This is a genomic window from Blautia liquoris (assembly GCF_015159595.1).
In the GTDB taxonomy this organism is placed as follows: Bacteria; Bacillota; Clostridia; order Lachnospirales; family Lachnospiraceae; genus Novisyntrophococcus; species Novisyntrophococcus liquoris.
In genome coordinates this window covers 1,982,328-2,004,521 of the sequence record NZ_CP063304.1, presented here as the reverse complement: position 1 = coordinate 2,004,521, position 22,194 = coordinate 1,982,328, and the positions used below count along the sequence as shown (strand labels likewise).

Annotated in this window: 22 protein-coding genes, 3 tRNA genes and 1 pseudogene; 14 read left to right on the top strand and 12 right to left on the bottom strand. The window is 43.3% G+C overall.

Annotated features, from left to right (window positions below):
• Positions 1-78: 78 nt before the first annotated feature.
• The 4 genes from INP51_RS09210 (at position 79) to pheA (ending at position 4,916) form a co-directional block, all read left to right on the top strand.
• On the top strand, positions 79-2,358 hold the full coding sequence (locus tag INP51_RS09210) for an adenosylcobalamin-dependent ribonucleoside-diphosphate reductase (protein ID WP_193734576.1): 2,280 nt from the start codon (positions 79-81) through the stop codon (positions 2,356-2,358).
• Positions 2,359-2,437: 79 nt separating this feature from the next.
• Positions 2,438-3,358, top strand: a complete 921-nt coding sequence (gene pyrB / locus INP51_RS09205) for an aspartate carbamoyltransferase (RefSeq protein ID WP_193734575.1) — start codon at positions 2,438-2,440, stop codon at positions 3,356-3,358.
• Complete coding sequence (locus INP51_RS09200) at positions 3,352-3,786, top strand: aspartate carbamoyltransferase regulatory subunit (protein ID WP_193734574.1); 435 nt, start codon at positions 3,352-3,354, stop codon at positions 3,784-3,786. Before pyrB ends, INP51_RS09200 begins: the two co-directional genes overlap by 7 nt.
• Positions 3,783-4,916: a prephenate dehydratase gene (gene pheA, locus INP51_RS09195; RefSeq protein WP_329602294.1), complete on the top strand. Its 1,134-nt coding sequence runs from the start codon at positions 3,783-3,785 to the stop codon at positions 4,914-4,916. Before INP51_RS09200 ends, pheA begins: the two co-directional genes overlap by 4 nt.
• 59 nt (positions 4,917-4,975) lie before the next feature.
• On the opposite strand, the gene INP51_RS09190 is transcribed toward pheA, so the two are convergent.
• Positions 4,976-5,443 (bottom strand): putative ABC transporter permease, encoded by a 468-nt coding sequence (locus tag INP51_RS09190; protein WP_193734573.1) that lies wholly within the window; start codon positions 5,441-5,443, stop codon positions 4,976-4,978.
• A gap of 232 nt (positions 5,444-5,675) precedes the next feature.
• Between INP51_RS09190 and INP51_RS09185 the strand changes: the two genes are divergently transcribed.
• The 10 genes from INP51_RS09185 to INP51_RS09140 all read left to right on the top strand — a co-directional run bounded on the left by INP51_RS09185 (position 5,676) and on the right by INP51_RS09140 (position 13,151).
• A complete protein-coding gene (locus INP51_RS09185; RefSeq protein ID WP_193734572.1) occupies positions 5,676-5,981 on the top strand; it encodes a metal-sensing transcriptional repressor in 306 nt (101 codons plus the stop codon).
• 66 nt (positions 5,982-6,047) lie between these two features.
• Positions 6,048-7,271 carry a peptidase T gene (gene pepT, locus INP51_RS09180; protein ID WP_193734571.1) on the top strand — a complete coding sequence of 408 codons (1,224 nt, stop codon included), beginning with the start codon at positions 6,048-6,050 and terminating at the stop codon, positions 7,269-7,271.
• Positions 7,272-7,463: 192 nt separating this feature from the next.
• A tRNA-Glu gene (locus INP51_RS09175) sits at positions 7,464-7,535 on the top strand.
• 138 nt (positions 7,536-7,673) lie between these two features.
• Positions 7,674-8,777 (top strand): ComEC/Rec2 family competence protein, encoded by a 1,104-nt coding sequence (locus INP51_RS09170; RefSeq protein ID WP_193734570.1) that lies wholly within the window; start codon positions 7,674-7,676, stop codon positions 8,775-8,777.
• 31 nt (positions 8,778-8,808) lie between these two features.
• Complete coding sequence (locus INP51_RS09165; protein WP_193734569.1) at positions 8,809-9,024, top strand: DUF3006 domain-containing protein; 216 nt, start codon at positions 8,809-8,811, stop codon at positions 9,022-9,024.
• A 99-nt stretch (positions 9,025-9,123) separates the two neighbouring features.
• Positions 9,124-9,196, top strand: a tRNA-Val gene (locus INP51_RS09160).
• A gap of 30 nt (positions 9,197-9,226) precedes the next feature.
• A tRNA-Met gene (locus tag INP51_RS09155) sits at positions 9,227-9,300 on the top strand.
• Positions 9,301-9,539: 239 nt separating this feature from the next.
• Complete coding sequence (locus INP51_RS09150; protein WP_193734568.1) at positions 9,540-9,773, top strand: hypothetical protein; 234 nt, start codon at positions 9,540-9,542, stop codon at positions 9,771-9,773.
• Positions 9,774-9,937: 164 nt separating this feature from the next.
• Entirely contained in the window at positions 9,938-11,329 is a 1,392-nt protein-coding gene (gene rlmD / locus INP51_RS09145) for a 23S rRNA (uracil(1939)-C(5))-methyltransferase RlmD (RefSeq protein WP_193734567.1), read from the top strand.
• A 229-nt stretch (positions 11,330-11,558) separates the two neighbouring features.
• On the top strand, positions 11,559-13,151 hold the full coding sequence (locus INP51_RS09140; protein ID WP_193734566.1) for a hypothetical protein: 1,593 nt from the start codon (positions 11,559-11,561) through the stop codon (positions 13,149-13,151).
• A gap of 67 nt (positions 13,152-13,218) precedes the next feature.
• Here INP51_RS09140 and INP51_RS09135 read toward each other — a convergent pair whose 3' ends face one another.
• The 11 genes and pseudogenes from INP51_RS09135 to INP51_RS09085 all read right to left on the bottom strand — a co-directional run bounded on the left by INP51_RS09135 (position 13,219) and on the right by INP51_RS09085 (position 22,161).
• On the bottom strand, positions 13,219-14,787 hold the full coding sequence (locus INP51_RS09135) for a recombinase family protein (protein ID WP_193734565.1): 1,569 nt from the start codon (positions 14,785-14,787) through the stop codon (positions 13,219-13,221).
• On the bottom strand, positions 14,787-15,203 hold the full coding sequence (locus tag INP51_RS09130; RefSeq protein WP_193734564.1) for an integrase: 417 nt from the start codon (positions 15,201-15,203) through the stop codon (positions 14,787-14,789). Before INP51_RS09130 ends, INP51_RS09135 begins: the two co-directional genes overlap by 1 nt.
• A gap of 4 nt (positions 15,204-15,207) precedes the next feature.
• A complete protein-coding gene (locus INP51_RS09125; protein WP_193734563.1) occupies positions 15,208-16,767 on the bottom strand; it encodes a recombinase family protein in 1,560 nt (519 codons plus the stop codon).
• A gap of 52 nt (positions 16,768-16,819) precedes the next feature.
• On the bottom strand, positions 16,820-17,026 hold the full coding sequence (locus INP51_RS09120; protein WP_193734562.1) for an SHOCT domain-containing protein: 207 nt from the start codon (positions 17,024-17,026) through the stop codon (positions 16,820-16,822).
• Between the two features lie 131 nt (positions 17,027-17,157).
• Entirely contained in the window at positions 17,158-17,970 is an 813-nt protein-coding gene (locus INP51_RS09115) for a LysM peptidoglycan-binding domain-containing protein (protein WP_230406756.1), read from the bottom strand.
• A complete protein-coding gene (locus INP51_RS09110; protein ID WP_230406755.1) occupies positions 17,963-18,364 on the bottom strand; it encodes a phage holin family protein in 402 nt (133 codons plus the stop codon). The genes INP51_RS09115 and INP51_RS09110 overlap by 8 nt, the downstream gene beginning before the upstream one ends.
• Before the next feature lie 25 nt (positions 18,365-18,389).
• Entirely contained in the window at positions 18,390-18,719 is a 330-nt protein-coding gene (locus tag INP51_RS09105) for a phage head closure protein (protein WP_193734559.1), read from the bottom strand.
• The gene (locus tag INP51_RS09100) at positions 18,719-18,994 is read right to left on the bottom strand and encodes a head-tail connector protein (protein WP_193734558.1); all 276 of its coding nucleotides are present in this window, start codon (positions 18,992-18,994) and stop codon (positions 18,719-18,721) included. The genes INP51_RS09105 and INP51_RS09100 overlap by 1 nt, the downstream gene beginning before the upstream one ends.
• A 16-nt stretch (positions 18,995-19,010) precedes the next feature.
• Complete coding sequence (locus tag INP51_RS09095; RefSeq protein ID WP_193734557.1) at positions 19,011-20,207, bottom strand: phage major capsid protein; 1,197 nt, start codon at positions 20,205-20,207, stop codon at positions 19,011-19,013.
• A 16-nt stretch (positions 20,208-20,223) separates the two neighbouring features.
• Complete coding sequence (locus INP51_RS09090; RefSeq protein ID WP_193734556.1) at positions 20,224-20,922, bottom strand: head maturation protease, ClpP-related; 699 nt, start codon at positions 20,920-20,922, stop codon at positions 20,224-20,226.
• A pseudogene (locus INP51_RS09085) lies at positions 20,919-22,161 on the bottom strand (phage portal protein). Before INP51_RS09085 ends, INP51_RS09090 begins: the two are co-directional and overlap by 4 nt.
• Between the last annotated feature and the right edge of the window lie 33 nt (positions 22,162-22,194).

The window sequence follows — 22,194 nt, the reverse complement described above, 5'->3', positions numbered from 1 at the left end:
TAGGATTATCTGTGAGCACTAAATATAGGATTTTGATATAATATTGCTTGCGAGCACAAAAAGAGAGGAAAGAGTTCAATGAAAGTACAGGAATGGCTGGGAGAAGATAATCAGCTGGGGTCTGATATTTGGAATAAAAAATATTGCTACGAGGGCGAATCATTTGACCATTGGATCAAAAGAGTCAGTGGCGGTAATGATATCATTGCCAGGTACATGAAGGAAAGAAAATTTCTATTTGGGGGAAGAATCCTTTCCAATCGTGGTCTGGAATACCGAGGCAGGAAAATCACACTGTCTAATTGTTATGTGATTGAGCCACCGGACGATGAGATTGAGAGTATTTTTGACTGTGCAAAAAAACTGGCACGTACCTACAGCTATGGAGGAGGCTGCGGAATTGATATTTCCGGACTTTCCCCCAAGGGAGCGAAAATTAACAATGCTGCGAAAGAGACGACGGGCGCAGTTTCTTTTATGGATTTGTATTCACTTGTCACCGACCTGATCGGGCAGAATGGAAGAAGAGGAGCACTTATGATCTCTATTGACTGTTCACATCCCGATGTAGAAGACTTTATTAATATCAAGACAAATCTGGATAAAGTCACGAAAGCGAACATCTCTGTTCGTATCTCCGATGAACTTATGAAGGCGGTAAAAAATAATGACAAATTCCGTCTTCACTATACTAGAGAAGCAACAGGAGAGACGATAGAGCAGTATGTCAATGCAAAAGAGTTGTTTCACCATATAGCGGAGACAAACTGGGATTACGCTGAACCGGGGGCTCTTTTCTGGGACAGAGTTAAGAACTGGAATCTTCTCTCCAATACAAAAGAATTTTCGTTTGCAGGTGTGAATCCCTGTGCAGAGGAGCCTCTTCCGGCAGGAGGGAGCTGTCTGCTCGGCAGTATCAATCTTGCAGAATTTGTCGATAAACCGTTTACCGAGAATGCCTCTTTTAATTTCACCGGCTTTAAAGAGTGTGTAAAGGCATGTGTCACCGGACTGAATGAAGTTCTGGATGAGGGGATGGAGCTGCATCCCCTCCCGGAACAAAGAGAAAGCGTGCGTGACTGGAGACAGATTGGTCTTGGAATCATGGGACTTGGCGATATGCTTATTAAACTTGGAATCACTTACGGTGACGAGGATGCAGTGAAGATCTGTGATAAAATTGGATTTGCAATGGCAGATACTGCTATTGCACAGTCCGCTCTTTTGGCGAAGGAAGAGGGAACCTATCCAAAGTGTAATACACAGGAGATCATGGAGACTCCGTTCTTCCTGCGCAATACATCCAAACCGACAAAGGAACTTGTGAAAAAATATGGCCTTCGGAATTCACAGCTGCTGACCATTGCACCGACCGGGACACTTTCCACGATGCTGGGTATCTCCGGAGGAATTGAGCCGATCTTTGCGAATTACTATGAGAGAAAAACAGAATCCCTTCATGGAACAGATGTCTACTACAAAGTTTATACGAAGATTGTGGAGCAGTACATGAAAGATCATAAGCTAACGGATGACAGTGATCTGCCGGATTACTTTGTCACGGCTATGACACTTGATTATCGTCAGAGAATTGAGATGCAGGCAGTCTGGCAGGAACACATCGACGCATCCATCAGCTCTACGGTCAATGTGACAAATGAATTTACCGTGGAAGAGACAGAGAATCTTTATCTCTATGCCTATGAAAAAGGATTAAAAGGTATTACAATCTTCCGCGATGGGTGCAAACGTACCGGAATTCTCACCCCTGAGGAGGAGAAAGAGCACAGGGGTGTTATTGCAGGAGAGGGATTGAAACGCGGCGATATCATCGAGATCAACGATGAGGTTATCGGCAAGAAGAGAAAGTTGGTCACCGGCTGTGGCAGCCTGCACTGCATTGCAATGTTTGACCCATATACAGGTGCACTGCTCGAAACTTATCTGAGCAAGGGTTCTACCGGCGGATGTAATAACTTTATGATTGGGCTTTCTCGTATGATATCGATTAGTGCAAGGGGCGGTATTGATATCTATACAATTATCGATCAGCTGAACTCAACTGGATCCTGCCCGTCTTACAGCGTGCGGCGTGCGACCAAAAAAGATACCAGCAGAGGAAGCTGCTGCCCGATGGCAGTTGGAAATGCTCTGCTTGATATGTACAACGAGGTTCAGGAAGAACTTAAGAACAAAGAAAGCGGAGAATCACATCAGAAAGTGGCGCCAAAGGCACCAAAGCCGAAGGCTGTAAAGAATGTTTCGCAGAAAATGATATGCCCAGAATGCGGAGAACCTCTCCAGTTTGAAGGTGGCTGCACAATCTGCAAAAATTGCGGATGGAGCAAGTGTATATAAAAATTTTCCTTGCTTTTTCCTCTGAGAAGTTATACGATAGATCAAGGAAAAAATTAACCAGACTTTTTAGGAGGTATATATGCGACATTTGATGAGCCCTTTGGATTTCTCTGTGGAAGAACTGAACCAGATGATGGATCTGGCTTGTGATATCGAAAAGAATCCAAAGAAGTATTCACATGCATGTGACGGAAAGAAGATAGCCACATTGTTCTATGAACCAAGTACCCGTACAAGACTGAGCTTTGAAACAGCGATGCTTAATCTTGGAGGATCTGTAATTGGATTCTCATCGGCAGCGTCCAGTTCAGTCTCGAAAGGAGAGAGTGTGGCTGATACAATTCGTGTGATCAGCTGTTTTGCGGATATCTGTGCTATGAGACATCCGAAAGAAGGTGCACCACTTGTGGCCGCCGCCAACTCTTCCATACCTGTGATTAATGCAGGTGATGGCGGACACCAACACCCGACACAGACACTGACTGATCTGATGACGATCCATTCTTTAAAGCACAGATTCGACGGGCTTACCATTGGCCTTTGCGGTGACTTGAAGTTTGGACGTACGGTTCATTCTCTGATCAGCGCTCTGGTTCGCTATACAGGTGTGAAATTTGTGTTGATTTCTCCGGAAGAGCTTAAAATACCGGATTATATTCGTGATGATGTGCTGAGGGCAAATCATGTAGAGTTTCAAGAAGTAATTAAACTTGAAGATGCACTTCCAAAGTTGGATATTTTATATATGACTCGTGTTCAGAAGGAACGTTTCTTCAATGAGGAAGACTATCTCCGCATGAAAGACTTCTATATTCTGGATACAGAAAAGATGAAACTGGCGAAAGATAACATGTATATTCTCCATCCTCTTCCACGTGTCAATGAGATTGCTGTGGAAGTTGACAAGGATCCGAGAGCAGCTTACTTTAAACAAGTTCAGTATGGTGTCTATATTCGTATGGCGCTGATTCTCACACTTCTGGAGGTGAAAGTATGTTAAATGTCGGAAAGATATCGGAGGGATTTGTATTAGATCATATTGAAGCCGGAAAAGCTATGACCATCTATCATGACCTGGAACTGGACAAGCTGGACTGCACAGTTGCAATCATTAAGAATGCCCGCAGCAATAAGATGGGAAAGAAGGATATCTTAAAGGTCGAGTGCCCGGTAGGCATGTTGGATCTCGATATTTTGGGATTTATAGACCACAATATTACGGTAAATGTCATCGAAAATGGCGAGATTACAGAGAAAAAGATACTGCATCTTCCCAACAAGGTGGTCAATGTAATCAGGTGTAAAAATCCTCGTTGTATCACTTCAATTGAACAGGAACTGGATCAAGTTTTCATTCTGTCTGATCCGGAAAAGGAGATTTATCGCTGTCAGTACTGCGAAGAAAAATATCATGGAAATGAGAAATGATGCCGGACTTAGAAAAAATAAGAGATGAGATTGACAGTATCGATGGTCAGATACAAAAATTGTTCGAACGGCGAATGAACCTCACAGGTGAGGTGGCCGAATATAAAATAGCAACCGGAAAACCAGTATTTGATCAGGATAGAGAAAATAAAAAATTAGAGTGTATAAGCGAATCCGCTTCCAGTGACTTCAATGCGAAGGGTATTTGTGAGATCCTCCGTCAGACCATGTCTATCAGCAGGATCCGTCAGTATCAGATGCTTGCCGAACATGAAGATGACTTGTTCTCGGGCTATATTCAGTTGGAACATCTGCCTGTACAGGAAGCTCAGGTGATCTATCAGGGGCTTGAAGGAGCTTATGCCTCGGAAGCGGCAAAGAAGTTTTTTGGCAAATGTGTAAACACCGCACATGTCGGCACCTGGGAAGAAGCAATTCAGATTGTCTCAAAAAAACAGGCAGACTATGCGGTTCTTCCAATAGAGAATTCGACTGCCGGAATTGTTCAGGATATCTATGACCTGATTCTTGAATATCCTGTATACATTGTAGGAGAACAGATTCTTCCAATAGAGCATGAGCTGCTGGGCCTTCCTGGCGCGGATATTTCGGATGTGCGGACTGTCTTTTCTCATCCTCAGGCTCTTGCCCAGTGTAAAGAGTATCTGAAAGAGCATCCAGACTGGGAGCAGAGAAAACTATTAAATACTGCTGTAGCTGCAAGAAAAGTAGCCGATGACAAAGATATCCGACAGGCTGCCATTGCCAGCCATTCGGCAGGAGAATTGTTTGGACTGCAAAGACTGGAAGAGAAGAGATTGTCGACGGAGAAAAACTCCACCAGGTTTATCATAATCTCCAATCAAAAATACATTGTGAAAAATGCCGAAAAGATCAGCATTTGTTTTGAATTGCCTCACAAAAGTGGCTCTCTCTATCATGCTTTGTCAAATTTAATTTACAATGATTTGAATATGACTAAGATCGAATCGCGTCCGATTCGGGACAGAAACTTTGAATATCGTTTTTTCCTGGATTTTGAGGGGAATCTGTCTGAACCTGAAGTGAAGAATGCATTGATTGGCATTCAAAATGAGGCTGATGAGCTGTACATACTGGGAAATTACTAGAAGAAAAGAACCTGCCGAAAGCCAAGAACATGTGATATTCTTGGCTCTCGACAGGTTCTTTATGCCTGTTTTGCCGGCAGGGAAAAGGTCCATCTTCCTATCCGGTAAGCAGGCCTTTTTCCCTCTTCAAAAAGATAATAATCGAGGCCATCGGCAACAATAATTCCAATTCCAGACAAAAAGAACCAAAAGACTGAAAATAAAGGACATATCAGTCCATCAAGGGAATTCATCCATAGTTCGCTGTAATCCCACATACGAATATCGAGAACAAATAATGCAAACGTCCCGGAAATTAGTTCCAGACAGGTGATGACAGCAGCGCCCATCAGCATTTTTGGAGGGAGCTGCTCAGTATTGTGAAAGGTTTCAGAGATTTCTGATAAACCGATCATGGACAGTCCGCCCACGATTCCCATCAGACGAAAACTAAATCCCCGGAACGTAACCTCGATGGCCAGATAGATGCAATATCCCATCAAAAAAAGTATAAAGTTTTTTATTAACCATTTTTTTCGTTTTTTCATAGTGCCAATTCCTTTATAAATCTGAGCAAGCAGCCCGAAATGCATAACTTTTTTACGCTTGTTATAATTATATGTAATAGTTTTCCTCGTTTGAGAACAAAATATAGATGTAATAAATGGATGTAGAATTGTATGTAGAAATTGCATGTAGAAAGCTTCACATTCTTGACGAAATTCCTGATCTCTGTTATGATATACCCACAAGGGGTATGAATTCCGGGAGGTGATATCATTGGCCGAAGAAGCTAACTGCTGCTGTGTGAAAACGAAACACAGAGAAGAGAATGAATACAAAAAACTCATTAACCGGCTAAATAGGATTGAAGGTCAGGTCCGAGGTGTCAAAAGCATGGTCGAAAATGACAGATACTGTGTAGATATTCTGACGCAAGTAGCGGCAATCCAGTCTGCATTAAATGCATTTAACCGAGAGCTACTGACAAATCATATTAAAACATGTGTAGTGGATGACATAAAGGATGGCGATGATAAAGTCGTTGATGAGTTATGCGATACAATAAAAAAATTGATGAAGTAAGGATACCAAGGGTGAAAGATTATGTGCGGCAATACGTGGTATCTGGCAGGGCAGAGGAGGACTTTTATGAGAGCATATGAAAGACTTTTAAAGTATGTGGTAATACCGACAGCAAGCGACGATAATAATACAACCGTTCCGAGTACAAAAGAACAGTTTAATCTTGCGGCGGTGCTTGTAGATGAACTAAAGGAGCTTGGATTAAGTGACGCCAGGGTGGACGACAAATGCTACGTCTACGCCACCCTTCCGGCAACAGAAGGATGTGAAAAGGCACCGGCTATCGGATGGATTTCGCATATGGATACCGTATCTGATTTTGCAGACCATAAAGTAAATCCGCAGATTCATGAGAAGTATGACGGAAAAGATCTAAAGCTTGGTGATTCGGGAAGAAAACTGGAAGTAAAGTTATTCCCACACCTTCCGAATTTAAAAGGAAGGACTTTAATTACATCTGATGGGACAACGATTCTGGGCAGTGACGATAAATCAGGGATTGCTGAGATTATGACGATGTTAGAGCATATCCGGAAAGAAAATATTGCACATGGGAAGCTCTGCATCGGTTTCACCCCGGATGAAGAGGTCGGAGCGGGAGCGGACTATTTTGATGTGAAATCTTTTGGGGCCGAATATGCTTATACGGTAGATGGAGGAGCTGAAGGCGGAATTGAATATGAGAACTTTAATGGCGCTTCAGCAAAGCTGGACATCGTGGGCGTTAATGTTCATCCGGGCGATGCAAAAGACATTATGGTAAATGCTGCATCTGTGGCATGTGAGATACAGTCCCTGCTTCCGATGGAGGAAACTCCGGAGATGACAGAGGGATATGAGGGATTCTTCCATCTGTTGAAGCTTTCAGGTGATGTTGCAAATGCTCATATGGAGTATATTATACGTGACCATGACCGTGAAAAATTTGAAGAAAAGAAAGAACTTCTTGCTCGTGTCTCTGATCAGATGAATGAAAAGTATGGCAAGGGCACTGTCAGTCTAAAACTGAAAGATCAGTATTATAACATGAAAGAAAAGATCGAACCTTGCCTTCATCTGATTGAGAACGCAAAGAAAGCTGCCAAAGAAGCTGGAATAGAGCCAAAAGTGGAGGCTATCCGCGGAGGTACGGATGGAGCCAGATTAAGTTTTATGGGGCTGCCCTGCCCGAATTTAGGGACAGGCGGATATGCATTCCATGGTCCCTTTGAGCATATAACTGTGGAAGGCATGGATATTGTAGTGGAGATCCTGGTGCAGATTGTAAAAATATATTCAAAGCAGTCTTGATGTGTGTTCGGATCCTGTCGGACTACATTCTTATGTTTGTTCGGCTTCCAAGGTTATGCTTTTCATACAGTCATGAAAAGCATAACCTTTTGACCTTCCTATCACTACGAATTGTAGAAAAAGTCAGTTTTTTAAAAAAATTAAAAAAAAGGCTTGCATTTTTCTTTGGAATGAGTTATTATAATTGAGCAAGGTAGATTGGTCAAGTGGTTAAGACGCCGCCCTCTCACGGCGGAATCAGGGGTTCAACTCCCCTATCTACTATGAATAAACATCGCTGGAATGCTTGTATTTACAGGCTTCTGGCGATTTTTCTATTAAACTTTTTGACTGCTCAGCAGTCACAGGTTTCCTCAATTTGATTAGTTCACCTGAATAAGAAAGGGGTTTTCAAAGACATCTATGAGAACATTAAAAGAGAAAGCCTCTGTATTTCGTTGGCTTTTCGGGACTCTGTTTTTTGTAATTCTGATACTGAACATAGGATGCGCACCAAAACCGGCATCCCATGTGGAGCAGCAGGCGGATGCAGCGGCAGCGGAAAACGAACAGGAAAAAACTCCGCTGGAAGTGCATTTCCTGGATGTTGGACAGGCTGACAGCATATTGATTAAGACATCCGATGCAGCGATGCTTGTTGATGCCGGAAAGAATGAGGATGGGAAAAAGGTTGTAACATATCTGCAGCAGCAGGGAATTACCCGGCTGGACTATGTGGTAGGCACACACCCTCATGAAGATCATATCGGAGGCCTTGATGATGTGATTCGCTCATTTGATGTCGAAAACGTCATACTTCCTGAGAAAATTCATACTTCACAGACTTACATGGATGTCCTTGCGGCAATACAGGAAAAAGGACTTCAGATCACACAGGCAAATACCGGACAGGAGTATCAGCTAGGTGATGCGAAGATTACTATACTGTCACCAAAGCCAGGGGTCGATTATGGGGATAATCTGAACAACTGGTCCATTGGGATAAAGCTTGTATATGGAGACAATAGTTTTGTCATGGCAGGAGATGCGGAAGATGCAGCCGAGCGAGACATTATTGGATCCGGGATAGATCTGAAAGCGGATGTATGGAAAGCCGGTCATCATGGAAGTAAAACATCTAATTCGGAAGCTATGCTAGATGCAGTATCTCCGACGTATGCGGTGATCAGCTGTGGGGTGAATAATCAGTATGGTCATCCCGATCAGGAAATTCTGCAGAGATTTGCACAGCACAATATCCAGACATTTAGGACAGACCAACAGGGTACCATTATAGCGTCCAGCGATGGAGCACACATTTCATGGAATACAAAAGAAGCATCCATGGAGGCAGCACAGGTGCCCAATAAGACAGAACAGGATCCCACCGTATATATCACGAAAGCAGGAACAAAATATCATACAGACGGATGTAAATACTTAAAGAACAGTTACATAGAAGTGAAATTATCAGAAGCACGCAACAGGGGATTAGAACCTTGCAGCGTTTGTAATCCCCCACAGTAATGGATAAATAATAGCAGGAGGTGTGTAGCAAATGAAACTGATTGTGGATCGATTGGAGGGAAATCTGGCTGTATGTGAGACCGAAGATAAAAAGATTCTGAATATACCGGTATCTGAGTTCGAGTCTCGTCCTGCAGACGGAGATGTCATTGAGTATGATAATGAAAGGGCAATTGTTCTGAAAGAGGAGACAAAAAGGAGAAAAAGGGCTGCAGAGGAGTTGTTCCGTAAATTGTTGAAAAAATAATTACAATTTAAAAAATTACCTATTGACAACAGGAGCGTTTTAATAGTATAATAAGCAAGTCGGTTGAGAGAAATAACAAAAATCGACAGCGAATAAAATGGGATCTTAGCTCAGCTGGGAGAGCATCTGCCTTACAAGCAGAGGGTCACAGGTTCGAGCCCTGTAGGTCCCACTCTTCTGGAACAGAAGTATAATTCAATATGGCGAGATAGCTCAGTTGGCTAGAGCATGCGGTTCATACCCGCAGTGTCGGGGGTTCAAATCCCTTTCTCGCTATTACACAAACCCCCGTAAGTACAAGGCTTTCGGGGGTTTGTTTTATTTTCCTAAAATGGTGGCATTATTATAGTGCCTGTGATATAATGAAAAGGAAATATATTTTCAGTTTTATTTCAGCAATAGAAGCCATACTTGGTATACTGTCAAGTTAATCTTTCGATCAATTAGAATAACCGATGTTAATTGCGGTATACTAAATAAAAGAAATCTATTTCGGCAGAAAGGTTGGTGTTTGAATGAATAGGTTAGATGATGTCGTAGAGTTATTAAAGAAGAGAGATAAAGAAGACGAGAAGTCTAAGAACACCCTGCTGTGGGTTCTGGCTATAATCGGAGCGGTAACAGCTGTGGCCGGAATTGCTTATGCAGTATATCGGTTCTTCACTCCGGATTATCTGGAGGACTTTGAAGATGATTTTGATGATGACTTTGATGACTACTTTGAAGACGATGATGATAGTGAAGAATAATATTCAGAGAGCTGAGGCTTCGGTGCTTTTGTGCCGGAGCTTTCTTTCTGTCACTTTCATGCGAGAAATCTTTTCTTGTATCATAGTGGTTGAAACAAGAATCCACCTGCTTTAGCTGTGGGGAGTGTCAAAGAAAATAAATTATATCTGATTAGGAGATTGTTATGAAAAAAGGCGAAATATATGAGGGTGTAATTGAAAAAATCGATTTTCCGAATAAAGGGCTGGTGCGTGTAGGAGAGAATACTGTCACCGTCAAAAATGGAATCTGTGGCTCAAAGGTACGTTTTATTATTCACAAAAAGCGCAAAAATAAGGCAGAGGGACGGATTCTCGAAGTTCTGGAACCTTCGCCCCTTGAAAAAAGAAAACCGGTCTGCAGCATCTTTCCGGCTTGTGGTGGGTGCATGTACCAGACCATGCTCTATGATGATCAGCTGGAGATGAAGAAGTCACAGGTGCGGCAGATATTGGATAGAACGCTTACTGAGGCAGGTCAAATTGATGAAGAGGGAACCCCCGATTATCAATTCGAAGGAATATATGGAAGCCCGAAAGAATTCGAGTACCGTAACAAGATGGAGTTCTCTTTTGGAGATGAATATAAAGACGGACCTCTGACGCTTGGACTACATAAGAAGGGCAGTACATATGACATTCTGACTGCAGATGACTGCAAGATTGTTCATGAGGACATGACCTTGATCTTGAGAACTGTACTCGACTATTTTACGGAGAACCCTATGCCATATTATCACAAGATATCCCATGTCGGGTATCTCCGCCACCTTCTTCTGCGAAGAGCAGAAAAGACAGGAGAGATACTGGTGAATCTGGTGACCACCAGTCAAAATGTTTGCAATCTGGATTCTCTTGTAGAGAAACTTCTGGCTTTAAAGCTTACGGGAAAAATTGTCGGAATTCTCCATATTGTCAACGATTCATTGGCAGACGTGGTTCAAAGTGATGAGACACGGATTTTATATGGACAAGACTATTTTTATGAAACACTGCTAGATCTGCGATTCAAGATTTCGCCGTTTTCCTTCTTTCAGACGAACTCACTTGGCGCCGAGATCCTCTACTCGAAAGCAAGATCTTATATCGGTGACATGAAAGATATGACCGTGTTTGATTTATACAGCGGAACCGGAACCATAGCGCAGATGCTGGCACCGATTGCAAAAGAAGTGATCGGAGTTGAGATCGTGGAAGAGGCCGTGGAAGCAGCCAGAGAAAATGCCAAGATGAATGGGCTGGAAAACTGCAGCTTTATCGCCGGAGATGTCTTAAAAATGATCGATGAAATTGACAGGAAACCGGATTTTATCGTCCTGGATCCACCGAGGGAAGGTATCCATCCAAAAGCACTTCCAAAAATTCTGAACTTTCAAGTCGAACGCATGGTTTATATCTCATGTAAGCCGACAAGTCTCGCAAGAGACCTTGCGGTGCTGATAAGAGGCGGATATAGAGTAGAAAAAGTCTGCTGCGTTGATATGTTCTGTTCGACCATACATGTGGAGACGGTAGTGTTGATGTCAAGGGTCAGGTAAAAAGTTAAGAAAAGGGCCCGATTTAGGGCCTTTTTGCTATCGTGAGTACGAAAACATTCAATCAGAGGCCTAAACATAGCGCTCTGCGGAAACAGGGCGATAAGCGAGGAACATAAAAAGTGTGTATAGTTTAGACGCCGATTTAGATGTCGGGTATTGAGTTGCCGATTTTGTTGTCAGAGAGAGTTTAGGCTGTGGATTGGATATACTTGGGAGGACGGTGGAAATAATGAAGATTAGAGAAATAGAAAAAATAATTGATGCGTATCACAATAATCATCCGGTGTTTGTTGGTAACAAGCAACAGGTCACATATGAATTACTTGCATCTTTTGAGGATTTATGCTCTTTGGCTGTAATGAGTAGTATGTTAAATCCGTTTGCATTAAAAAAGATTACAGACTATATGGATGCACTTAATCAGGCACTAAATTGGCTTGGGAATAGTACATTAGCTCTTTCGGAAGAAAAAATCAATTCAAATCTCTCAGAGGAACGATATAAAGAATGCACCTCTTTTCTTACGCATTACGCATATCCGTATTCTTTGATATGCAGTGGATATATTTCTTTTTCGAGGAAACGGTTAGATGCGAGAGTTGAAGGCAATAAAGTCACATTTATCTTTCCTGAAAATGCAAACAAATCAGCATGGAGCGATATCATGAGGGAAGCGAATCAATCGAATTTTGCTGGATTTATGGAATCCATTAACCCTGTAAAACTCTCATCCGCAAATACTGAATTACAAAAAAGGATTACAATTCAAGATGAGCAATTGTGTTATGAATTATCTGCAGAAATTCTGGATACCTTTAAGGATGTAGCTGAGAAACAGTGGGATTCAACAAAAACACTGCCTGATTTATGGAAATTCGACTTGTTTACATTAGCTGAATATAAGCAAGTATGGGTAGCAATTGCAACATTGTGTTATATTCACTTTTTTAGCTGTCTTTCCATAAAAGATGCTCTTGTTAGATTGAAAAACAGCACAATAATACAGCCGATAGGAAGTATTGCTGATTATATTGTTTCAACCACTAATGTTCAAAGAGACACAGTTTTGAATATCATCAACTATATTACTTTTGAAGATGATAAGCACAATGTAGATATTGTATATCAACCGATTGTGATTTTGCCTGGGGAAATTGTAGTCATAGCACCGATGTTGTTTATGGGTTCTCGTCCAGAAAGAAATTTGTTATCTGTAGTCAGTTCGAAAACTGATTTTGAGCATTCAAAAGAAGTTAATGATTTAGAAGACCTGATGGTTCAAGAAATAGAGGCCTTTATATCACATAAAGAGAATCTTAAAGTGATAAAACACAAGAAGTTGGAAGGACGTTTACCAGATATTGATTTAGGATTATTTGATGTAAATACAAATGCTGTGCTTTTATGTGAGCTCAAATGGTTTATGGCAGCTGATTCATCAAAAGAAGTCTATGCCCGGGAGGATGACATTACACACGGATGTGAACAATCAGGAGAAATAATGGCATATGCAATGAGTAATAAAAGAAAGTTCATGAAACATGTATTTGATGTGGATGATTGTGAAGCGGTAGATTTGTTTTGCTGCGTTGTTGCAAGACATAATATAAGAACACAAAATAAGTATGTTCCAGTTATTGATTTGAAAAAACTTAAGGAATTACTTTCAACTAAGCCGCTCAATTCAGTGTTTCATACTATTCGGAATCATGAGTATGAGGAAAGCTTACCAAATGATACGTCGATAACTTATCAGACGGTTGAATATGGAGGCTATACATTTGAAATTCCTGCAATTTGTTTCGGCTCGATGCCTGAATAGGTTATAAACAGAAGGCTCCCCATCACCGGATATTATTCCAGTGGTGAGGAGCCTTTGTTTCTGTGGGTTATCCTTCAATATCAACGCTTATCCCTGACTTGAATTCCACCGTGAAGTGGTCTTCAAAAACGGTGATTTTCTGCAGTAGCCTGCGGACAAGACTTTCATCAAACTCCGTAATGTTGGTTTCCTGTTTGCTGATAAAGTCCTGCAGTTCCTTGATTCGCTTCATGGCTTTTTCTCGACTGTAGCTTTCAGTTTCAGACTTTTCCTTCTGTTCGCGGAGACGGAAGATCTCGTCAGCGATGGCGTCGTAATCTTGCCTGTTATTAACCTTCTTGATGAGCTCTTTTTGAAGCTTCTCCAACCTTGTCTGAATGCCATCCGGTGAGAGAGTGTCAGCACTGATCACGGCTTTGGCAATGTTCTCTTGCAGAACTTTCAGAAAAGTGTTTCTGTCGGTCAGAATCATATTGATGGCCTTGATGGTGATGCCTTGAAGAACAGTTTCGTTTACCGTGCGGTTGGTGCAGTTTATGTCGGCGGAAGTGGGATCCAGACGGCTGATGCAGCGCCAGACGATAGATTTACAACCATGGTTATTCCAATGGACGCGACGATAAAGTTCTCCGCACTCGCCGCAGAATATCATCTGTGCAAAGCAGTGGTTGCAGGAGAACTTTCGTTTTTTCCCAGAAGGGCTGACATGGACGACCCGGCGGCGGACAAGCTCAGCCTGCACCTGCATGAAAAGTTCTTTCGGAATGATCGCCTCGTGGTCACCCTCGACGTAGTACTGAGGTACCGTGCCGTTGTTTTTGATTCGCTTCTTGGTAAGAAAATCGACGGTGTAGGTCTTCTGCAGCAAGGCGTCACCCATATATTTTTCGTTCCGGAGAATCTTGTTGATGGTGCTGGTGTGCCATTTCGGCTTTCCGGCACCGGTGAGGATGCCGTCTGCCTCAAGGCCGGCTGAAATCTTGTCCATGCTGGAGCCTTCAAGGTATTCTCGATAGATTCGCTTTACAATCTCTGCCTGATCTGTGTCGATGATCAGGTGACCGTCTTTGTCCTTCGTGTAGCCGAGGAAGCGACTGTGATTCACCTGAACTTTTCCTTGCTGGTAACGGTACTGGAGACCGAGTTTCACGTTCTGCGAAAGGCTCTGGCTTTCCTGCTGGGCAAGTGATGCCATGATCGTGATCAGCACTTCGCCCTTGGCATCCATCGTATTGATGGACTCCTTTTCAAAGTAGACTGGAATATTCTTGTCTTTCAGCTGGCGGATGTACTGCAGGCAGTCGAGCCTGTTGCGGGCAAAACGGCTGATCGATTTGGTGATGATCATGTCGATATTCCCGGCCATGCATTCATCGATCATACGGTTGAACTCGTCTCGTTTTTTGGTGTTGGTTCCGGAGATGCCGTCGTCGGCGAAGATGCCCGCCAGCATCCACTCTGGATTGCTCTGAATGTACTCGGTGTAGTGGGTGACTTGAGCATCGTAGCTGGTTTCCTGCTCGTCGGAGTCCGTACTGACTCGACAGTAAGCGGCGACGCGAAGTTTAGGCTGCTCAGATTGTTTGACGGTGTTCCCAACCTGCCGTTTGGCTGGAATAAACATGACATTGCCCATCAGCTCACCTCACTTTCTATGAGGCTGTAGAGGTATTCTGCCTGTAGCTTTGGGTCTTCATAGTGCTGAACGGCTTCGGCAAGATGGAAGTGTGTCGGAACCGCAGCTTGCTTCATGGCTTTCTTGTGCTTCAGCCTGCCGAGCTTATCAGCACGTCGGATCCGTTCCTCGGAAGCGCTGTCGAAAGCCTCCTGTTCGATGATGGCAGGATAGAAGGTATCGCCGAGGTAGTGGCGATTTTCCATCAGGCGTTTTGCTTCACCGTGGTAGGCTTCAATCCCGGCTTCTGCCGCAGCCTTGGCAAGCGCCATGCCGGAGAGGTAGTACTCGTAGAGTTTTCGGATTTTGCCTGCTTTTTCTTCATCAATGATGGCAGTGCCGTTTTCAATGCTGTATCCATAGGGTGTATGCCCCATGTGATCACATCCTTTCTTTCAGTGTCAGACCGCACTTTAATTCAAAGCATGCTTCCGTTCGGGAGCGAATGATGATGCGGCTGACGAATTTTTCAAATAGTTCTTCCTCAAAGACAGGAACCATCCCACCTTTTTCTGCAAAGTGAAGAAGCACCGTGGCCTCAGTTACCTTCGTGACATCTTCGGAAACCGTGTTCTTTAGCGCTTCCATTTCATCCCGAAAGCTGTCTGCCTGCGAGAGAAGCTCGTTTGTTTCCCTGCTGTAGAGGATCTGGTCGATGATACCCTGTGTCATGAGCTTGGTCAGCGTCTCGCGTTTTTCCGTGTTCTGTGCCATCAAGGTCTGGATCTCCTGAATGTGCCGGAGAGAATCGTCAGCGGATGAATGCTTTAGAGCATCGATATAAGGCTTTAAGATCACCCGGTGTCCATAGACCAACTTGTTCATCATGGTGACGAAGGCCTGCTTCAAGGAATCATCCCGAACGTAGAGCATCGAACAGCGGCTCTTGTCTTGAATATGGGTGTTGCAGCACCATGCTGCATATTTGTAATCGGTACAGCTGTGGATTCTTCGCTTAAAGGTGTCACCGCATTCACCGCAGATGATCTTACCTGAGAAGGCGTAGCGGCTTTGATACTTAGCACTTCCCTTGGTAACGCCTTTTTCGTTTGCACGTTGGTTGATCAGTCCCTGTGCTGCTTCAAAATCCTCTCGGCGGATGATTGCCTCATGATGACGCTTAAGCAGGTACTGGCCTTTTTCACCATGATTGGCGTGGCGATTGAAGCTGGAATCCGAGAAGGACTTCTGGAAGATACAGTCTCCGACATACTTTTCATTGCCAAGCATTCCGCGAATCGTCGTAGACGTCCAGTGTCCGGTACGCTTGGTGGGAACACCTCGCCGGTTCAGATCGTCAGCGATGGCTTGGGTACCCTTGCCGGATAAAAGAGCAGCGAATATTTCCTTCACGATGGCTGCCTGTTCTGGATTAATAAGCATCTTTTCCCCATCCCAGTCGTAACCATAGGGCGGGTAACTGATTTTAAAGGTTCCATTCTCGAAGCGCTTCTGGATGGACCATTTGCTGTTTTGTGAAATGGAAACCGACTCACCTTCAGCCATGCTGGAGAGGATTGCCAGAAAGAGCTCGCTCTCCATAGAGCCGGTGTTCAGGTTTTCTTTTTCAAAGTAAATAGGGATGCGTAAATCAAGAAGTTTTCTGACAAGCTCTAGACAATCCAGAGTATTGCGACTGAAGCGGCTGATGGACTTCGTGACAATGAAATCCACTTTACCGGCTTTGCAGTCGTCAATGAGCCGCAAAAGCTCCGGTCGTCGTTCCTTTTTGGTGCCGGTGATGCCTTTGTCGAAGTAGAGCCCGGCAAACTCCCAGTCATCGCGGGCTGTGATGTATTTCTCGTAATGCGTCTTCTGAGTTTCAAGACTTTCGAGCTGAGCGTCGGAATCCGTGGAGACGCGGCAGTAAGCAGCTACCCGGATCCTCTTAAGTTTGACATTGGGATTCTTTACTTCCGCAATCTTGGTTACTTTTTTCAAACTTTTTTCCTCCTTTCCGTACGTCTATACATCACTCTAAAAGCCTTACATATCAAGTGATTTTAGGCATGATTTCCGCGAACAGAGGAGAGAAAGTTTCCCGATTGATGGCGATTAATTTGTTACATTCAGCTACAGATATAAGGCCATTATCCAACATCATTTTTGCGATAGTCTGTGCCCTGCTGTAGTCCAGATCGCCTTTGATACGCTCTTGCGTGTAATAGCTGTTCGTGATTGGCTGTAATTGTTCTGTCATCACATATTCACCTCCAATTTCCACTGGAGATGACCGAACGATTTGAGCGGGAAATTTCTTATAGAAATGACAAAAACCTGCGGGCATTCCAAAACGAAACACGCGCAGGCGAAACAAATAGAGGTATTCAGTTATTTCACCCGGATTTTCCATCCGGTGATAATGTGATTGATGTTCTTAATCTGTGTCGGATTTAGTTTCTGGATCGCAAGGGCGGTGGTGCCGTACTTCCTTGCGATGGCAGAGAGGGTATCCCCACTCTTAACTGTGTAGTAAACGGCGGCAGGTTCAGGATTTTTCAGGAGCTCGTTGACCCTTGCCTGTATGGCTGAATAATCGTACCCGGCAGCGATGAGAGCGTTTTTACGGGCATCGCCGTTGCCCCACTTCCCGGCAATTACCTCCCGTGCTATCGTATCAAGCGGTTTCTTTTTGGATGTTGTAACACGTTCTGTTTGATATCGTGGAATCCCATACCCTCGAATATATCTGGCATTCACTGCTATGTTCCGCCGCCCGACGGCATTGGATTTATTACCTTCTATCACAGTGATGGTAGAACTGGAGATTTTCTCTACAATTCCCACATGATCCGCATACCCAGTATTATTTCCTACCCCACTGTCATCCCAATCATAGAATATAATATCTCCTGCATGAGGAATTCGCGCTTCGTTTTCCTCCCATTCTCCGTTTGATTGAAAGAGCTTTATCATTTCCTGACATCCACACTCTGGTGGAATAATATATGTTGCGTTGCAGCGGATCGCAACAGCAGATACAAAGGTCGCACACCAGGAATCCGTGTACTTTACTTGATAGCCCCTTGCCAAAGGTCTATGAGAATTATAAATATCGATAATTATTCGAAAGCTTTGATCCGATTCTTTTTTCCCTATCCATGCTCTTGCCTGTGCAAGAATTTCACTTATGGTATTACTCATCTGTATCATCCTTTCCTTTTTGCTCTTTTAGCTGCTCTAAGACATTCTTTAACTTTTCTGGGATGGGAAGTCCCAGATGTCCCGCATTTTCTAATAAAGAAATTCCCTCATTCGAAATATAAAAGAAAATAACAGCAGTGCGAATAGCAGAACCATTACCTAAGATTTGGACATCTAGTACATTTCCAATCCCGACCAACAGAAAAATCAATACCTTTCCAGCAATTCCTTTAAATCCGACTGTACTGGATAACTTTCGATCTGCGATGGCACAGAGTACCCCGGTAACATAGTCGGCTATTACAAATACAAGAAGTGCATAAAGCAGACCATCATAGCCTCCCAGAAACCATCCAACCACGCCTCCGACTACGCTACAAGCCAAATCAATCATCCTTATAGGACGCATTTTTCTCACCTCACTTTTTTGTTTGTGCCTTTATTTCCATATATCGGTTGCCATACTTCACGTTGTCGATATAACTGATGCTATAGACGTTTCCACGAAATTCAATCTCTGTTGTTTCATCCATATCAGGGTGATACCGAATGACAAATGATACTTCTCTTTCGATCTTTGCAGCAAAAGCCGTGTAGTACTCACTGCCATGCAAATTGGAAACCTTAGCCCAAGCATCTCCCATATGGACTCGCTTTTTTACTTGCTGCCCGAGTTCATCTTCTTCATAAACAATCTGATAGAGTTGGATTCTCTGATCTAGTTCTCCAACATCCACGAACCGCTTCATCAGAACACCTCTTTTCGATAGGGGATAAGAAGTGCGCGCATCAGTTTGATCATTTCATGAAAATCTGCTGTTTCCCGATTTTCAAAAAGATAGGCTACCCCATACAGGATAGCCATTTTAATATCATCAGGCAGAACTTCATAATCGGAAATTGGGTGGCGCAGGACATTTTCCACAATGGTAATTGAAGTTTGAATCAGTCTTGTAATCAACGCATCTTCCAGGCTGTTGTCAATACGAAGATATAGTTTTGCTTCTTCTAAAGTGATAGGCATTTGCGCCACCTCCTTCTTACTTTGTTCCCAGCTTTAATACTTTGATTGCCTCTGGCAGAACAACTTTCGCATCCACACGCTGCGATGCAAGGAAACCAACCTGACCATTTACCGCATAAAGCTCATTCAGCCTCTTAAAGGTTCTTCCCTGCCTGTCGGCGATCCAATAATAGGAGAAATCTCCAAAGAGAATACTCTTTGCATCTGCTGCAATTTCTGGCATGTAACGGCTGGTGACTACTGGGCAATTTAAAATCTTATCCGGCACATCTGCACTTACCGAAGGCTGCCAAATGTACTGACCGTTATTATCCTTTAATTTTCGAATTGCTTTCACCGTACTTTCATTCATTAAGAAGACAGAACCTTTTCGGTAAGGCTGTTTTAGGGAATAATAAAGATCCATCAAATCATCAAAAGCCAGTTTTGTATCGGAAGCAGCAGTCACTCCATCAGAAGCTCCATTTGTGTCATTTAAAATACCTGTAGGCCTGTCCGTTCCTGTCCCTACAAGAAAGGCTTCTTCCTCTGCATTTCCAATCCTCCTGGCAAACTCCTGAGCAATATAACTTTCCAAATCAAAGGCAGAATCATTGAGTAATTCGTCAGATACCTTAATCAAAGTACCTAGTTTATGAGCACCAATGGATACCTGACCGAACGTTGTATTACTTTCCTCATAGGCGGCTTCTTCCTCCATCCAGGAAGCAGTGCCTTCACCCGCAACAACGGGAATCTTATGATCACCACTTGCAGTTTGGATCACCTTAGAGATCGAACGAAGTACATTTTCTTCAGAGAGCATCTGAATCAAGGTCCGTTCATATTCATCAGGCACCAGAAAGCCACCTTCCGGATCTGTACCTTCCTTTAAAGTATTCAAAAGTTCCGGCCGATTTTTTCCCTTCATAACATTCCAGAAAGCAGTGGTATATCCGTCCTGAAATCTTGAATCCTTTTTATTTTTTCCATCTTTCGGATTCATTGTAATTGCATTGCTTGTTGGCTGGTTTAACTCCAAATCGATGGCTGCCTGATTTTTTAATCGATCGATCTCCTTGCCTAATGCAATCACATCGTTTTCCATCTGCTCATAAGTAGCAGTGTCTTCTGAAGAAAGGATGTCATTTTCCCTCTGTTTTTCATCCAGAAAATTTTTTGCCTGTTCCCAGATGCATGCCCGTTTTTCTTGTAAATTTAAAATTTTATTCATGATGTCTCCTCCTAATTTAATGTGAGATAATTGAAAGCCGCTTTTTCAGCGACTCTATGGTTTCCATTGGTTCCTTTGTTTGTGGCGGATCCGCTTTTTTCTCTTGTCTTGCTTTATTCCATAACGCATTGGCAACCGTCCGCATGGAGAATGAGTATCCGTCAATGGCTTCTTTCTTATTGTCTTGTAGTATGTCATCCGCAAATCCCAATTCGATCGCTTTCTTTGCATTCATCCAGGTTTCTGCATCCATCAAATTTGCAATCCTGCTGCGGGATAAACCGGTTTTTATCTCATAAGCATTAATGATGGATTCCTTAACTTGTGTAAGCATGTCGATGGCTTTTTTCATTTCGTCGGTATCGCCCATAGCCATAGTAAAAGGATTGTGAATCATCATCATAGATGTTGATGCCATAGAAACGGTTGTCCCGGCCACTGCAATTACCGATGCGGCAGATGCAGCTAACCCATCCACTTTGACCTGAACATCTCCGGAATACTCCATCAGCATCGTGTAAATCTGACTCGCTGCAATGCAGTCGCCTCCCGGAGAATTCAACCAGAGAGTAATGGCGCCGTCTCCATTATTTAATTCTTCCTTAAAGATCTTTGGTGTGACATCATCATCGAACCAGCTTTCTTCTGCAATCGTTCCATCGATCGTTAGTATTCGATTGGAATCTTTTACACTCCAGTTCCAAAACTTCTTCATTTTGCATTCACCTCACTTTCCTCATCCTTATAAAAGCCTCCTGCTTTTTCAAGGGGCAGCATATTTCCATTCACTAAATAAAGATCTCCGCCATCCTTTGCAGGAATCCGGTTCATATTCTCCAATTCACGGATGTCATTTGCAGAGAGCCAGCCATTCTGGCGCCCGATTGCATAACCATTCATACGGCTTTGATAGTCGCCACGCATCAGGCCATCCACATTGAATTTGATAAATATTTTTGATCTTTCCTTAAGCATCAACAGTTGCTGGTTCATTGCCTGTTCCCAACGCACACACCATGGGTTTAAGGTGTATTTCACAAATTCAAGTGACTGCTGTTCGATATTGGAAAAGGAGGATTTCTCTAAATCACCAATCATATGTGGCGGTACCCGAAAAATCCTTGCGATCTCATCAATCTGAAATTTTCTTGTTTCAATGAACTGTGCTTCATTGGGAGGAATCGACAACTGATGAAAGGTCATTCCCTCCTCCAACACTGCTACATGGTGACTGTTTTTTCCAGAAAATTGTGCCTGCCAGCTTTCCCTTAACTTGTCCGGTTCCTTCACAATCCCCGGATGCTCCAAGATACCCCCCGGTGTTGCCCCGTTTGCAAAGAAAGAGGCTCCGTATTCCTCCGCGGCGAGAGACATGCCGATTGCATTTTTGGCCATAGCAATCGGACTATAGCCAACTAAACCATCAAAACCGAGTCCCGGAATATGTAGAACCTCATCAGAACTTAAGGCAATCTGTTGTGAATGATTTCTTGCACCATATTCATCGTAATCTTTCTGATACGTATAGATCAGCTGTCCTGCCTTTGAACGGTTGACATCCATCTTACTAGGAAGCAAAGGATAGAGTGCAATCGGAACGCCCCTTCCGTTTCGAATAATCTGCGCATAGGCATTTCCCCAAAGGAGTAAATGACTCATCAATGTTTCGCGAAATATAAAACTGGTCATCTCAGGATTCGGTGCATCATGCAGGAGAAAATATAGCGGATGCTCCGGTTGCTTCCGTTCCCCCCCCATCTTCTGTGTATTGAAAGACATTTAGTAGTAACTCTGCAAGTACACGCACACAGGCATAGACAGTAGTGGTCTGCATAGCAGTTCTTTCGGTAACGGTATTTCCGGAAGAAGTTCCTCCAAATAAAAAGGAGAGGCGACCGGAAAGACTATCCTTCGGCTTGTCTCTGGAATGAAATAGTTCTGATAAAAATCCCATAAATAATCCTTTCTACCCCGCTGGGCACATAAA